Origin of the sequence: Streptomyces sp. NPDC051286, from assembly GCF_044455345.1 — a bacterium.
GTDB lineage: Bacteria > Actinomycetota > Actinomycetes > Streptomycetales > Streptomycetaceae > Streptomyces.
In genome coordinates this window covers 1-14,327 of record NZ_JBITER010000030.1, presented here as the reverse complement: position 1 = coordinate 14,327, position 14,327 = coordinate 1, and the positions used below count along the sequence as shown (strand labels likewise).

General features: G+C 69.5%; 12 protein-coding genes. 5 read left to right on the top strand and 7 right to left on the bottom strand.

Features of this window, described 5'->3' with window-relative positions; genetic code table 11:
- Positions 1 to 7 precede the first annotated feature (7 nt).
- The 7 genes from ACIBB8_RS26200 to mtnA form a co-directional block, all read right to left on the bottom strand.
- Complete coding sequence (locus ACIBB8_RS26200) at positions 8 to 760, bottom strand: response regulator (protein ID WP_398956070.1); 753 nt, start codon at positions 758 to 760, stop codon at positions 8 to 10.
- 186 nt (positions 761 to 946) lie between these two features.
- Entirely contained in the window at positions 947 to 1,636 is a 690-nt protein-coding gene (gene hpf / locus ACIBB8_RS26195; RefSeq protein ID WP_398956068.1) for a ribosome hibernation-promoting factor, HPF/YfiA family, read from the bottom strand.
- Between the two features lie 322 nt (positions 1,637 to 1,958).
- The gene (locus tag ACIBB8_RS26190) at positions 1,959 to 2,690 is read right to left on the bottom strand and encodes a ComF family protein (protein ID WP_398956066.1); all 732 of its coding nucleotides are present in this window, start codon (positions 2,688 to 2,690) and stop codon (positions 1,959 to 1,961) included.
- Positions 2,691 to 2,843: 153 nt separating this feature from the next.
- Positions 2,844 to 4,661, bottom strand: a complete 1,818-nt coding sequence (locus ACIBB8_RS26185) for an LpqB family beta-propeller domain-containing protein (RefSeq protein WP_398956147.1) — start codon at positions 4,659 to 4,661, stop codon at positions 2,844 to 2,846.
- 34 nt (positions 4,662 to 4,695) lie between these two features.
- A complete protein-coding gene (gene mtrB, locus ACIBB8_RS26180) occupies positions 4,696 to 6,720 on the bottom strand; it encodes an MtrAB system histidine kinase MtrB (RefSeq protein ID WP_398956064.1) in 2,025 nt (674 codons plus the stop codon).
- Position 6,721: 1 nt separating this feature from the next.
- Positions 6,722 to 7,411, bottom strand: coding sequence for a two-component system response regulator MtrA (gene mtrA, locus ACIBB8_RS26175; protein WP_398956062.1), 690 nt, complete (start codon positions 7,409 to 7,411; stop codon positions 6,722 to 6,724).
- A 4-nt stretch (positions 7,412 to 7,415) separates the two neighbouring features.
- Positions 7,416 to 8,558 (bottom strand): S-methyl-5-thioribose-1-phosphate isomerase, encoded by a 1,143-nt coding sequence (gene mtnA, locus ACIBB8_RS26170; RefSeq protein ID WP_398956058.1) that lies wholly within the window; start codon positions 8,556 to 8,558, stop codon positions 7,416 to 7,418.
- Positions 8,559 to 8,698: 140 nt separating this feature from the next.
- Between mtnA and ACIBB8_RS26165 the strand changes: the two genes are divergently transcribed.
- From ACIBB8_RS26165 to ACIBB8_RS26145, 5 genes are read left to right on the top strand one after another with little or no spacing between them, the layout of a single operon-like run.
- A complete protein-coding gene (locus ACIBB8_RS26165) occupies positions 8,699 to 9,895 on the top strand; it encodes a glycerophosphoryl diester phosphodiesterase membrane domain-containing protein (protein WP_398956056.1) in 1,197 nt (398 codons plus the stop codon).
- Between the two features lie 4 nt (positions 9,896 to 9,899).
- Positions 9,900 to 10,589: a DUF4129 domain-containing protein gene (locus ACIBB8_RS26160; protein WP_398956054.1), complete on the top strand. Its 690-nt coding sequence runs from the start codon at positions 9,900 to 9,902 to the stop codon at positions 10,587 to 10,589.
- Positions 10,586 to 11,824: a DUF4350 domain-containing protein gene (locus ACIBB8_RS26155; protein ID WP_398956052.1), complete on the top strand. Its 1,239-nt coding sequence runs from the start codon at positions 10,586 to 10,588 to the stop codon at positions 11,822 to 11,824. The genes ACIBB8_RS26160 and ACIBB8_RS26155 overlap by 4 nt, the downstream gene beginning before the upstream one ends.
- Positions 11,821 to 12,822, top strand: a complete 1,002-nt coding sequence (locus ACIBB8_RS26150) for an AAA family ATPase (protein ID WP_398956050.1) — start codon at positions 11,821 to 11,823, stop codon at positions 12,820 to 12,822. The genes ACIBB8_RS26155 and ACIBB8_RS26150 overlap by 4 nt, the downstream gene beginning before the upstream one ends.
- A 10-nt stretch (positions 12,823 to 12,832) precedes the next feature.
- Positions 12,833 to 14,143: a DUF58 domain-containing protein gene (locus tag ACIBB8_RS26145; protein WP_398956145.1), complete on the top strand. Its 1,311-nt coding sequence runs from the start codon at positions 12,833 to 12,835 to the stop codon at positions 14,141 to 14,143.
- The last annotated feature ends 184 nt before the right edge of the window (positions 14,144 to 14,327 follow it).

Below are 14,327 nucleotides of genomic sequence, written 5' to 3'. Positions count from 1 at the left end.
ACCGGATTCACCTGATCTCCAGGATCTTCTCCCGCATGGCATAGACCACTGCTTCCATCCTGGAGTGCAGCTGCAGCTTCTCCAGAATGTTGCGGACGTGGTTCTTCACGGTGTTCTCGGAAATGAACAGTTCCTTCGCGATATCGCGATTGTTCATGCCCGTGGCAACCAGTTTGAGGACTTCGAGCTCCCGGTCGGTGAGCCGCGGCGCCGGCACCAGCCTGCGCTCGTCGGTCCGCTGGATCATCGACTTGAATTCGGTGAGCAATTTGGACGCCATGGACGGGCTGATCTGGGACTGCCCGTCGGCCACCGCGCGGATCGCCGTGGCCACCTCGCCGGTGGAGATCTCCTTGAGGAGATAGCCGGTGGCGCCCGCCTTGATCGCGTCGTAGAGGTCGGCCTCCTCGTCACTGATCGTCAGCATGATGATCTTCGCGCTGGGGGCTACCTCCTTGATGGAGGTGCAGGCCTCGATGCCGCCGCGCTTGGGCATCCGTACGTCCATCAGCACGATGTCGGGCAGCAGGTCGGCCGCCTTGTCGACGGCCTCCGCCCCGTCACCCGCCTCGCCGACGACCTGGATGTCCTCCTCCTGGGCGAGGACGATCTCCAGACCTCTGCGGAAGAGTGCATGGTCATCCACCACCAGGACGCGGATCGGCTCCTTGCGGGAACTCTCCGCGTCCGCGCCGGAGTCGGCACAGGCAGTGTCGTCGGCATCATTCGCATCGCGCACGGGCCCGAAGGTGTCCGCCATCGTTCCTCCCCCTGAAGGCCACGGCCTGAAGTTCACGAGCTGTCCGCCAACGGCACCTCACAGAGCACCGTTTGGCTTGGGACGTCATGATTCCATGCCTGGACGTCAGAGCGGTGGTTCTGTGGTCCCACTCGGGTGCCCCTGGTGGCGTGATTACGCCCCCAGGGGCACCACCGATGCGTGGCGTCAGCCGCCGAGCGCACCGCCCGCGCCGCCCGCCTCGTCAGCGGCCAGCGGGTCGGTCCTCAGATGAATGACACCGTAGTCGTAGGCGTGCCGTCGGTAGACGACACTGGGTTCCTTCGTCTCGGCATCGACGAACAGATAGAAGTCGTGCCCGACCAGCTCCATCTCGTAGAGCGCCTGATCGAGCAGCATCGGTGCCGCGATGTGCGTCTTCTCGCGCATCACCAGCGGCCCTTCGCCCTGCACCTCGAGCGAGCCGATCCTGGTGGTGGGTACGGACTGTGCCGCGCCCTCGCCGGCCAGGCCACCCTCGCTGTTGAACGACGCCGCACCCGGCACGGTCTCGGCGACTTCGGCAGCGGGAATCCGGCCGTTGCCCCGGCGGCTGTAGCGCTTGTCGTGCTGCTTGCGCAGCCGCGCCTCCAGCTTGCCGGTGGCCAGGTCCAGCGCTGCGTAGGGGTCGGCTGCGGCCGCTTCCGCACGAATGACCGGTCCCCGCGAGCGAAGCGTGATCTCCACCCGGTCGGAACGGTCGGCCTGACGGGGGTTTGGCTCCTTGGACACCTCGACGTCGAGGCTGATCACCTTGCCGTCGAACTTCTGGATCTTGTCCAGCTTCAGCTTCTCGGCCACGTGCTTGCGGAACCGCTCGGGCACCTCGGTCTTGCGGCCCTTGACGACGATGTCCACGCAGAACTCCGTTCCCGGATCGCTCCGCTCCGCGGCGGAGCATCTCCCTTTTGCACCAGGCTCCGGTGATCGCCGGAGCCGCGGACTCGGTGGCTTCGACCTCCTCCTCCCCCATCCGGGAGGCCTCCACCCCACCGACTTTTCAGCTTCTGGGCTACCGGTGAGTTACCTGCCCGAAACCTTGGGGTGCATTCGTCGAGGTCCGGCATTCACCATTCCTCACCACCGAACATAGCCTGCTCGGCCGGATGTCGGCACCCGCTACCCGCACGTACCTCCGTTCAGGGGTCTTTACCCACTCACTACCTGCAACGATGAAAGTTCATCGGCAGTTCCGGTTTATTTCGAAGGCGGACGGAGATGCTGCAACAACGGCCGCCTGCCGCATTCCGGGACCCTTGTCTTCGCGCAGGCCCGCCGCGTCGAGCGCGCGTGCCGCCTCGGCCAGCGAGGCCCCGGTCGTCAGAAGGTCGTCCACGAGCACCACCCGTTCGGCCGCAAGCAGCCGCTCACCACCGGCCACCACCTCCAGCGCGCCCGCCAGATTCTCCTGCCGCTGCCGGGCGCCGAGCCCCGATTGATCGGCCACCGGCCGCCGTTGCCGCAGTACTGATGCCACCTGCGCCCGCACACCATCGCGCCGCAGCTCGCCCGCTGCCGACAGCGCGATCCTGCGCGTCGGATCGTGCCCGCGCGCCGCCACCGCCCGCCGCGCCGACGGCACCGGCACGAGCAGCAGGGGTCCCGGCCGACCACTCACCTGCCCCGTCCCGGCCCTTACCGCCCCCGCCAGCGCCCTGCCGAGCTCCCGCGACAGTCCTAGTACGCCACGCTCCTTATGGGCCAGGAGCGTGGCCCGTACCGCGTTCTCGTATGCCGCGGCGGCATGCACCATCGGCAGCCCGGCCGGCTCCGGTGCCGGCCTCACCCGTCGCGGCGCCGCTCCGTGAAGCGCCGCCCGGCAGTCCTCGCACAGCTCGGCCCGCGGTCCGCCGCAGCCACTGCAGGCCACAGGCAGGACCAGACCGGCGATCTCCCGCCACCACCCCCGCATGACTCCACTGTGCGCCCGCAGCACGAACCCGGCCACCCCTGTGGAAAACGCAGCCGTCCCGAACGGGAGGGAGCGTCCGTCACCGTCACCACGCGATCAGGGTTGGTCCCGGGCACCCGGCACCGTTGGCCCGGGGACTCCCCGGGCCGGGGCTCAGCCCGGATAGACCAGCGACGAGCCCTTCTTGAGCACCGTCTGCCAGTTGTCCCCCGGTGACAGCTTCACTATCCCGTCGTCCTCGGTGTCCGCCATCAGCGGCAGCTGCTCGTCGTCCGCCGCCGCGACCGACGACACCTGATTCGCCCCGGGCAGCACACCCGACGGCGGTGCCGAACCGTCCGCCTGGACATAGCGCACCTGCTGTACGCCGCCCTGCTCCTTGCCGACCACCACGAGGCGGCTCCGGCCCGACCAGGACATCGCGGTCACGTCCGCCAGCTGCGGCGCGGCCTTCCGCAGCTCCACGACGGAGACGTCCTGCCGGGGGCCTGGATCCCCCTGGCGCTCGATCCGGCCGATCTTCAACGTGGTGTGGCCGTCCTCGGTCAGCAGCAGCGCGATCCGGACACCGTCCGCCGACAGCCGCAGCGCCTCGATCCGTGCGCCGCCCAGGTCCGGCACCCTGACGTTCGACGGCTCGCCCGTACCGCCGGCCAGCCGCAGCAGCCGACGATCATCCGGATTCCGGTCCGCCACCCAGAGATCACCCCGCCCGTCCCAACTGGGCGCCGACAACCGGTCCTCCGACTTCTTCGCCTTGCTGGTCACGGCAGGCTCGGGAAGCTCGCCCGCCGAAACGACGGAGGCGACGTACAGAGACGCGCTGTCCTGTGAGACCGCCGCCGCCAGCTGCTCGTCGCGGGCCACGCCGACCGTGCTCATCCGCACCGGTCCGTCACCGAGCGGGCCGGCCACCGGTTCCGGATCACCGCTGCCCTTGGTGCTCCCCGGGATGCGCTGGACATGCCCGTTGTCATCGACGAAGTACTGGCTGTCGGGGCCACCCGAGGAACCGTCCGGAGCGAACTCCTCCGCCTGGCCCGAGCCCAGGACACAGAGCGACGAACCGTCAGACCGCTGCAGCTCGACCTGCTCGACCCGTGCGGACGTCAGATCGCGCACGGTGTACATCACTTGAGAGGCCATCATGCGGCAGGCGCGCTGCCCGACGCCGTCCACCTTCTTGTTGAGCGGAACCTTCAGTACGTTGCGGTCGTCGGGCGCCAGCGCGGTGACGCCCTTACGCAGGACCGTACCGGTGGGGAAGCGGGAATCGACCACCGGCCGCAGCCAGTTGGTCGGTCCCTCGACGAGACTGCGGATCGTCTGTGTCACGGTGTCCATCCCCGTGATCGGATCCGTCCGGTTGCGCACATAGACAGGGTCGGCGACCAGCGTCGACTGATCTGCCGCGGGCCCGGTGGCGAAGTAGTACTTGTTGACGGAGCGGTAGAGCCGCTTGAAGTCGGACTGGCCGAGCAGCAGGCCGTCCGGCACGAAGTCGATGCGCCACTCCTTGCTGCCGTTCTGCTGCACCAGGTGCAGGCTCCGGTTGAAGCCCGTCGGCACGACGGGCTGGTAGGCGCTCTGCGCGTCCACCGTCGCCACCTTCTCGCCGGTCAGCGTGAAGGTGAGCTCCGTACTGCTGCGGTCGCTGTCGCGGACCGGGCGCGGGCTCCGGTTCGGCGCCTTGGAGAGCACCGTGGTGAACGCGCTCGGCTTCCAGGTGCGCGACGCCTCCTTCGTCAGGTACTTCCGGGTCGTCCGGAAGCCTGGGTCGTCACTGGTCATGGACTCCAGGAAGCCGTCGACCACCTCAGCCGGAGTGGCGTTTTCGCGGGGCGCCACCGCGTACACCTGTACCTGGGAGTCGCCGGGCTGCGAGGCGTCGACCGCCTTGATGTCCCCGGTGACGGGCATCGAGCCGCACGCGGACAGCAGCACGACGCCGCATCCCAGCAGAGCGATCATCCCCACCGCACGTCCACGGCCGCCCTCACGACGGTCAGCGCCCACGAGTCGTGTCCTCCCGATCCGGGTCCTGCGCAGCAGAGTCGATGGTGTCGCCCGGCCGGTCCTCGGCGGGGCGGGCGACCACACGGGCACCATTGCCCGGCAGGGCGGCCGGATTCACCGACGTCGGCGCCGTCCGGGGAGCCGCGGGGGCGCGCGCGGGTACAGGCAGTGGCGAACGGTCCGCGCCGCCCGGCTGGGTCGGCACCGCCGTGAGCCGGTGCTCGCTCCCGGTCGTACCGACGTCAGCGGTCAGCTCCCGGTTCTCCCGGTTGCGTCGCGAGTCCTCGGGCTCCAGCGGTATCGGGGAGCCGCGCAGCGGCTCGTCCGCCGTACGCGGCAGCGTCAGCCGGAACTGTGAACCGCCGCCCGGCTCGCCCCATGCCTGCAGCCAGCCGCCGTGCAGCCGGGCGTCCTCGACAGCGATCGACAGTCCGAGGCCGGTGCCACCGGTCGTCCGTGCGCGCGCCGGGTCGGCGCGCCAGAACCGGTTGAAGACCCGGGTCGCCTCGCCGGGCTTGAGTCCCACGCCGTAGTCCCGGACGGCGACGGCGACCGCGCCTCCGGCCACCCCCATCCGCACCACGACGTCCCGGCCCTCACCGTGCTCGACGGCGTTGACGACAAGATTGCGCAGCACGCGCTCGACCCGCCGCGCGTCGGCCTCCGCGATCACCGGCAGCTCGTCGCCGACCACCCGGATCCGGGTGCCCTTGCGGTCGGCGAGCGGCTCGGCGCCGCCGATCACGCGCCGGACGACCTGCCGCAGGTCGATCGGTTCGGCCTCCAGCGCGGCGGCACCCGCGTCGAACCGGCTGATCTCCAGCAGGTCGGAGAGCAGCGACTCGAACCGGTCGAGCTGATCGCCGAGCAGTTCAGCGGAGCGCGCGGTCACCGGATCGAAGTCGACGCGTGCCTCATGGATGACATCGGCGGCCATCCGTACGGTCGTGAGCGGCGTCCGCAGCTCGTGCGAGACGTCCGAGACGAAGCGTCGCTGCATCCGGGAGAGCTCCTCCAGCTGCTGGATCTTCAGCTGAAGGTTCTGGGCCATCTTGTTGAAGGCCTCACCGAGCCGGGCGATGTCGTCCTCGCCGGTGACCTTCATGCGCTCCTGGAGCCTGCCCGCGGAGAGCCGCTCGGCGATCCCCGCAGCCATCCGTACGGGGGTGACGACCTGCCGCACCACGAACCAGGCGATGGCGCCGAGCAGCACGACCACGAACAGTCCAGCGGTCGCCAGCGTGCCCTTGACCAGGGTCAGGGACTTTTCCTCCTGCGTCAGCGGGAAGAGGTAGTAGAGCTGGTACGGGTTGTGGTCGATGTCGTAGAGACGCTTGCCGACGACAAGCCCGGGCTGCGACTCCTGCCCGTTCGCATACCGGATGAGGGAGTACGTCTGGAACGCGCCGGGCCCCTTGTCTACCGCCTCCCGCAGGCTCTGCGGAATGCTGGCCGCTTCGACACTGCCCGAGCCGCGCGGCGCACGGCTGCCCTCGTCGGCGCTGAGCGCCATCACGTTGAAGGCGTTCTTGCCGCCGCTGGCGAGCTGGTCGACGAGCTCCGTCCGCCACGAGTTGTTGGCGGTCGAACCGTCCCCGGCGTCACCGTCCTGCCCACCGGGGGTGAGCGGAGCATTCGCCTTGTCCTGGGCCGCCGCGAAACCGCCGGCGGCCTGCGTCTGGGCAGCCTTGCCCTTCGCGTCGAGCAGGCCGTTGCGGACCTGCCCGATCACGACCAGGCCGAGCAGCAGCACGACACCGAGAGACATGAGCAGCGTGCCCGCGACGACCCGCAGCTGCAGGTTGCGCCGCCACAGCCGGACGGCGGGCAGCAGCGGACGCCGCACCCAGCGCATCAGCAGTCGCGGCACAGGACCGCCGGGCGCCCGGTCGTGGAACAACCGGCCGCCCTGCAGAAGACGTCCGAACGCGGACGTCCTGCGTCCGGAACCGGTAGCCCGCCCCGTACGGACTCCCGGCTCCCCGGGCTTCGGGGCAGCGCTACCCAGGGACACGTCAGCTCGGTCCGGCCTTGTAGCCGACGCCTCGGACGGTCACCACGATCTCCGGCCGTTCCGGATCCTTCTCGACCTTGGAACGCAGCCGCTGGACATGCACATTCACCAGCCGGGTGTCGGCGGCGTGGCGGTATCCCCACACCTGCTCGAGCAGCACCTCACGGGTGAAGACCTGCCACGGCTTGCGGGCGAGCGCGACCAGCAGGTCGAACTCCAGCGGAGTCAGGGCGATCGACTGCCCGTCCCGCTTCACCGAGTGACCGGCCACATCGATGGCCAGGTCTCCGATGGTCAGCTGTTCCGGTGCCGGCTCCTCGGACCTGCGCAGACGTGCCCTGATCCGGGCAACCAACTCCTTCGGTTTGAACGGCTTGACGATGTAGTCGTCGGCCCCTGACTCCAGGCCCACCACCACATCAACGGTGTCACTCTTGGCGGTGAGCATGACAATCGGCACACCCGACTCGGCCCTGATCAACCTGCAGACCTCGATGCCGTCCCGTCCGGGCAGCATGAGATCGAGCAGGACCAGGTCCGGCTTGGCCTCTCGAAATGCGGCAAGTGCCTTGTCGCCGTCCGCTACGAACGACGGCTCAAACCCTTCACCACGCAGCACAATCCCGAGCATCTCGGCCAGTGCGGTGTCGTCGTCGACGACAAGGACGCGTCCCTTCATAATCGACATCATCCCATTAGCTAATCGTTACCTGCGATGATCTGGCACACAGCTCTGCCAGCCCGACCCCCGTGACCGGGGAAACTGTGCCCTCCTCCGTGACGATCACCGTGATCAGTTCCGGCGGCGTGATGTCGAATGCGGGGTTGTATGCCTGGGCTCCCAGCGGTGCGACAGTCAGTCCGCCCGCTTCCCCACCCACCCCACCCTGGGGCAATGTGAGCTCCGTCACTTCCCTCCCGGGGCGCTGCTCCACGATGACCGATGCCCCGTCCGGGGTCTGCAGATCCACGGTCGTGGTCGGCGCCACCACAATGAACGGCACGTGGTGGTATTTGGCAAGCACCGCCAGCGGATAACTGCCGACCTTGTTCGCCACGGACCCGTCCGCAGCAATGCGATCGGCCCCAATGAGCACGGCATCCACCTCCCCCGCGGCAAAAAGCGAACCTGCGGCATTGTCCGTGAGCAAGCTGTACGCCATCCCATGGCGCCCCGCCTCGTACGCGGTCAGCCGGGCCCCCTGAAGCAGCGGCCGCGTCTCGTCCACCCAGAGCCGTCGCAGCTGTCCGGCCCGGTGCGCCCCGAGCGCCACAGCAAAGGCCGTGCCCTCACCGCCCGAGACGAGCGCCCCCGAATTGCAGTGGGTCAGAAGCTGATGCCCGCCGCCGGGCAGCAGCTCTTCGAGGAGCCCGAGCCCGTACTGCGCCATGCGCCGACTGGCCTCGGCATCCTCCCGGTGCAGCGCCTCGGCCTCCGCCAAGGCCACCGCGGCCGCCCGCTGCGCGTCCTCGCCCTTATCCAGCGCTGCCCAGTAGGCCTGCGCCGCACGCCGCACGCCGTACCCGAGGTTCACCGCGGTGGGCCGCGCCCGCGCCAACAGCCCAGAAGCCTCTGCCATGTCGTCACCCCGGGCCGCGGCCAGAGCGACCCCGTAGGCCCCCGCAATGCCCAGCAGCGGCGCCCCGCGCACGGCCAGCGTCTGAATGGCCCACACCAGTGACGGCACATCCGTACACAGCAGCTCGACCTCATCCGCGGGCAACCGCGTCTGGTCGAGAAGCGCCACTGCGGGGCCTTCCGGGGGCTCGGCCCAGCGGATGGAGGGAAGCGCGGAAGGCTCGATGCCCACCGGCGATTGCGCGTCCTGATCAGCCATCCGCCCAGTCTGCACCGTGAGCCGCCCCCACATGAAGGTAAGACGGTGATGGAGCACCTGGCCCGTACCGGAGCAACGCGTGGCACGATGGCTGCCAACCTGCCGCCCCGATGAGCGGACAGGACCGTGAAGGAGCGAGAATGAACGACACTCCGGGCTGGGCCTCGCCCGGATCCGCCCCCTCCGACGGCCAGGAGGCGGGCGTCCCCCGGCCGTCCGAGCCCATCGACGGCAGCGGCCCTGCGGGAAACTGGTCTTCCACGCAACCACCGGCAGGGCAGTGGTCCCCACCGGGCCCCTCCGGCCCCGGCGCACCGCCACCCGACCCCGGCTGGGGCGGCAGGCCGCAGGCAGTCGGCTGGGCTCAGCCTCCCGCCGCCGCGAAGCCCGGAGTCATCCCGCTCCGCCCACTCGGCGTCGGAGAGATCCTCGACGGTGCGGTGTCCACGATGCGCGCCCACTGGCGCACGGTTCTCGGCATCACCCTCACTGTCTCCGTCATCGCCCAGGTCACGATCATCCTCGTGCAGCGCTATCTGCTGCCAGAACCCGCCTCGATCGACCCGAACGCAACCGGCGCGGAGGCACTCCGCCAGGCCGCCGACTCCATGCAGTCGAGCCTGATCTACAGCGCGCCGTCGACGCTCGTCACCCTGATCGCGACGCTCTTCACCACCTCCGTGCTCACCATCGTGATCAGCCGTTCCGTGGTGGGCCGTTCCGTCACGCTCTCCGAAGCGTGGACCGAGGCCCGACCCCGCCTCCTTCAGTTGCTCGGCCTGACCCTGCTCCTGACCCTGATGACCGTCGCCATCATGGCGGTGGGCGTGCTCCCGGGCGTGCTGATCGGCTCCGCCGCCGGCGTCGCTCTCGCCCTCCTCGGATTCCTGGCAGCCACCGCCGTCATCATCTGGCTGATGGTCCGCTTCTGCCTCGCCCCGCCGGCACTGATGCTGGAGCGGCAGTCGATCACCGTCTCGATGCGCCGCTCCGCGAAACTGGTGCGGGGCGCCTGGTGGCGGACGTTCGGCATCCTGATCCTCACCTCGCTGCTGACACTCATCGTGACCCTGATCATCGCGATCCCGTTCGGCATCATCGCGATCGTCGTGGACGGCAACGGGATGGGAGCGTTCCTCACTGGGAAGCCCACCGACTTCGGCTGGCCATTCCTGATCATCTCCGGTATCGGCGAGGTGATCATCTCGACGATCACCTACCCGCTCTCCGCCGGTGTGATGGCCCTGCTCTACGTGGACCAGCGCATCCGTCGCGAGGCACTCGATCTCGAACTCGCCCGGGCCGCAGGCCTGCCCGGCTACGACTCCAGGAGCTGATGCTGTGTCGGGGGCGGGGGGCGCGACAACAGCACGACTGCTGATCCACGCGAGCAGCGACATACCGGTGGACACTCCACGCGTGCCCGCCCGCGAGGCGGCGAGGCACGAACTGTCCAAACCGATGTACCACGAGAGCGACCCGAACCTCCTCCAACGCGGTCTCGACCGCCTCTGGGCGTGGCTCGGCGATCTCTTCTCCGCAGCCTCGAACACCGCACCCGGCGGACCGCTCGGGCTGATCGTCCTCTCACTGGTCGTCATCGCTCTGGCCGCCGCCCTCTGGTGGCGGCTGGGCACCCCGCAACGCACCGCCCGCCCCACCGACGCCCTGTTCGACGAGAGCCCCCGCAGCGCCGCCGAACACCGGACCGCCGCCGAGGCACACGCTGCCGCCCACCGCTGGGACGAGGCCGTCCAGGAACGCATGCGCGCCATCGTCCGCTCGCTGGAGGAGCGCGCCCTGCTCGACCCCCGCCCCGGCCGCACCGCGGACGAAGCCGCCACCGAGGCAGGCCACTCGCTGCCGGCGCACGCGCTGCCCCTCCGCGCCTCCGCCCGGGAGTTCGACGCCATCACGTACGGCGGCCGGAACACCGACAGGCAGGCGTATCTGACGGTGCGAGACCTCGACCTCGACCTCGAAAACGCCAAGCCGCTGCTGACCGCCCCGGCCCAGGGAGCGGCCGAATGACCGCGCCCACTGCCACCTCCACCGCGCCCCCCACCTCGATCTCCCCCACCCCGCGCCAGGTCTGGACCCGCACCCGCGGCCCGGTGCTCGCTCTTCTCCTTCTCATAGCAGCCGGAATCGTCCTGGCCACCGCACACTCCGGTGCCCAGCACGGCCGGCTCGACCCCCGCTCGGCCGATCAGCACGGAAGCCTGGCCGTCGCCGAACTCCTCAAAGACCGCGGCGTCTCCGTACGGGTGGCCACCACACTCGAGGAGGCCACCACAGCGGTCGGCCCGGACACGACCCTGCTCGTCACCACCCCCGATCTGCTGACGCCGGGCCAGCAGAGCGAGCTCCACGCGGCGACCGTCGACTCGGCCGGCCACACTGTCCTCCTCGCGCCAGGTCCCCCGTCCGTGGACACACTGGTCCCCGGGGTCCGCACGACGTCCACGGGACCGGTTGCCCCTCGTGCACCGCAGTGCCTGCTGACCGCAGCCCACAGCGCGGGAACCGCCGACACGGGAGGCTTCCGCTACACCGCGGACGGCCTCGAAACCCTCGCCTGCTACCCCAGCGGGGGTCTCCCCACCCTGCTCGTGGTCCAGGAGCAGGCCTCCGGCGACACCATCGTGCTCGGCTCCGCGGACTTCCTCTACAACAGCCGTCTCGACAGCCAGGGCAACGCCTCTCTGGCCCTGCAACTTCTCGGGTCCCGCCCACATCTGGTCTGGTACCTCCCCTCGCTCGCTGATCCCTCCGCCACCGGGCACGGCGGAGACAGTGACAACAGCACAGGCCATGACGACGCCGACAACGACCGCAGCTTCGCCGACCTGATCCCGCCGGGCTGGCTGTGGGGAACCCTGCAACTCGCGGTCGCCGCCGTGCTCGCCGCCATCTGGCGCGCCCGTCGTCTGGGCCCCCTGGTCACCGAACGGCTGCCCGTGGCCATTCGCGCCTCCGAATCCACCGAGGGCCGCGCCCGCCTCTACCGCAAGGCGAACGCCCGCGACCGGGCCGCCTCCTCGTTGCGCTCCGCCACCCGCACCCGCATCGCCCCGCTCCTCGGGGTCTCACCCCGCAATGCTCACTCCCCCGCGGTGCTCCTTCCCGCCGTCTCCGCACGCCTCAGCACTATCGAAGGCGGCCTCGACGCCGTGCTGTTCGGCACGGCGCCGACCGATGACGCCGCCCTTGTCCGTCTGGCAGACCAACTCGACACCCTCGAAAGAGAGGTACGCACTTCATGAGCGCCCCGCCCCCAGTGCCCGCCGGGACAACCGAGACCGTCGGGAACGACGACGCAGCCCGCGCATCCCTGGAAGCCCTGCGCTCCGAGATCGCCAAGGCCGTGGTCGGCCAGGACCCCGCCGTCACCGGCCTCGTCGTCGCGCTGCTCTGCAGAGGCCACGTCCTCCTGGAAGGCGTACCCGGTGTGGCCAAGACCCTCTTGGTCCGCGCCCTCGCCGCCTCACTCGAGCTCGGTACCAAGCGCGTCCAGTTCACCCCCGACCTGATGCCGAGCGACGTCACCGGCTCTCTGGTCTACGACGCCCGTACAGCTGAGTTCTCCTTCCAGCCAGGCCCGGTCTTCACCAACCTCCTCCTGGCCGACGAGATCAACCGCACTCCTCCGAAGACGCAGTCATCGCTTCTGGAAGCGATGGAGGAGCGCCAGGTCACCGTCGACGGAACCCCCCGCCTCTTGCCGGACCCCTTCCTGGTTGCGGCCACTCAGAATCCCGTCGAGTACGAGGGCACGTACCCCCTCCCCGAGGCCCAGCTGGATCGCTTCCTCCTCAAGCTGACGGTGCCACTGCCGTCCCGCGACGAGGAGATCAACGTCCTGACCCGCCATGCCGACGGCTTCAACCCCCGCGACCTGGTCTCAGCAGGCGTCCGCCCCGTCGCAGGCCCTGCAGACCTGGAATCCGCCCGCGCCGCGGTCGCCAAGACCACAGTTTCCCCCGAGATCGCCGGCTATGTCGTCGACATCTGTCGTGCCACGCGTGAATCCCCCTCGCTCTCCCTCGGGGTCTCCCCCCGAGGTGCTACCGCCTTGCTCTCCACGGCCCGCGCCTGGGCCTGGTTGACCGGCCGTGACTACGTCATTCCGGACGACGTGAAAGCCCTGGCACTCCCCACGCTCCGCCATCGCATCCACCTGCGCCCCGAGGCGGAGATGGAAGGAGTCACCCCTGACTCCGTCATCACCGCAGTCCTCGCCCACGTCCCCGTACCCCGATGAGGCAGTGACCGTGGCCCTCACCGGACGAACAGCGCTACTCGCCGCCTTGGGGTCACTCCCTGTAGGCATCCTTGCCCCGAGCTGGACGGGCATGCTCGCAGTCAATGCCCCGCTCTCTCTAGCGATTCTGTGCGACTACGCCCTGGCCGCGCCAGTGCGAACGCTCCAGTTCACCCGATCCGGTGACACAACCGTTCGACTCGGCGATGGTGCGGACGTGCAACTGACCGTAACCAACGCGTCGCGTCGACGCCTGCGCGCGCATCTCCGCGATGCCTGGCCGCCCAGCAGCTGGCTCACAGGTACGGAACAGGCGGCGTCCCGCCACAGGCTGGACATCCCGGCAGGTGAACGCCGCCGCCTCACGACACGCCTGCGTCCCACTCGCCGCGGCGACCGCCGAGCCGAACGCATCACCGTACGCTCGTACGGGCCACTGGGCCTGGCGGCCCGGCAGGGAAGTCATCAGGTTCCGTGGACGGTGCGCGTACTGCCGCCGTTCACCAGCCGCAAGCACTTGCCGTCCCGCCTCGCCAGGCTCCGTGAACTGGACGGACGCACCAGCGTCCTCACCCGCGGCGAAGGCACGGAGTTCGACAGCCTCCGCGCCTATGTCCCCGGCGACGACACCCGTTCCATCGACTGGCGGGCAACGGCACGGCAATCGGCCGTCGCAGTCCGTACATGGCGCCCCGAGCGGGACCGGCACATCCTCATCGTTCTTGATACCGGCCGCACCTCGGCAGGCCGAGTCGGTGATGTGCCCCGCCTCGATGCTGCAATGGACGCGACGCTTCTCCTCACCGCCCTCGCTACACGCGCCGGCGACCGTGTGGACCTGCTCGCGTATGACCGCCGGATCCGCACCCAGGTCCAGGGACGCGCCGCAGGTGAAGTCTTGTCGGCCATGGTCACTGCAATGGCACCGCTCGAACCTGAACTGGTGGAAACGGACGCCCGAGGACTCGGCGCCGCTGCCCTGGCAAGCGCCCCTCGTCGCTCTCTGCTCGTACTCCTCACCAGCCTGGACGCGGCTCCCATCGAGGAGGGTCTGCTCCCCGTCCTCCCCCAGCTGACTCAGCGCCACACGGTGCTGGTGGCCGCCGTGGCCGACCCGCACATTGAGCAGATGGCCGGGGCCCGGGGCACAGTGGACGCGGTCTACGAGGCGGCAGCGGCGGCCCAGGCCAAAGCTCAGCGGCAGCGCACTGCAGAGCAGCTCCAGCGCCATGGCGTGGTGGTCGTCGACGCCACCCCGGACGGTCTGGCCCCGGCTCTTGCCGATGCCTACCTGGCCCTCAAGGGAAGCGGCCGGCTCTGATCCAACACTCCGTGCCAACCACACGACGCACTCACCCTGAGGAGCCGTGGTTGTCACCTGTCCGTGAACGCAGAAAAGCCCCGCACCAAAGGTGCGGGGCTTTCCCGGAATAATTGTTCGGCGGCGTCCTACTCTCCCACAGGGTCCCCCCTGCAGTACCATCGGCGCTGAAAGGCTTAGCTTC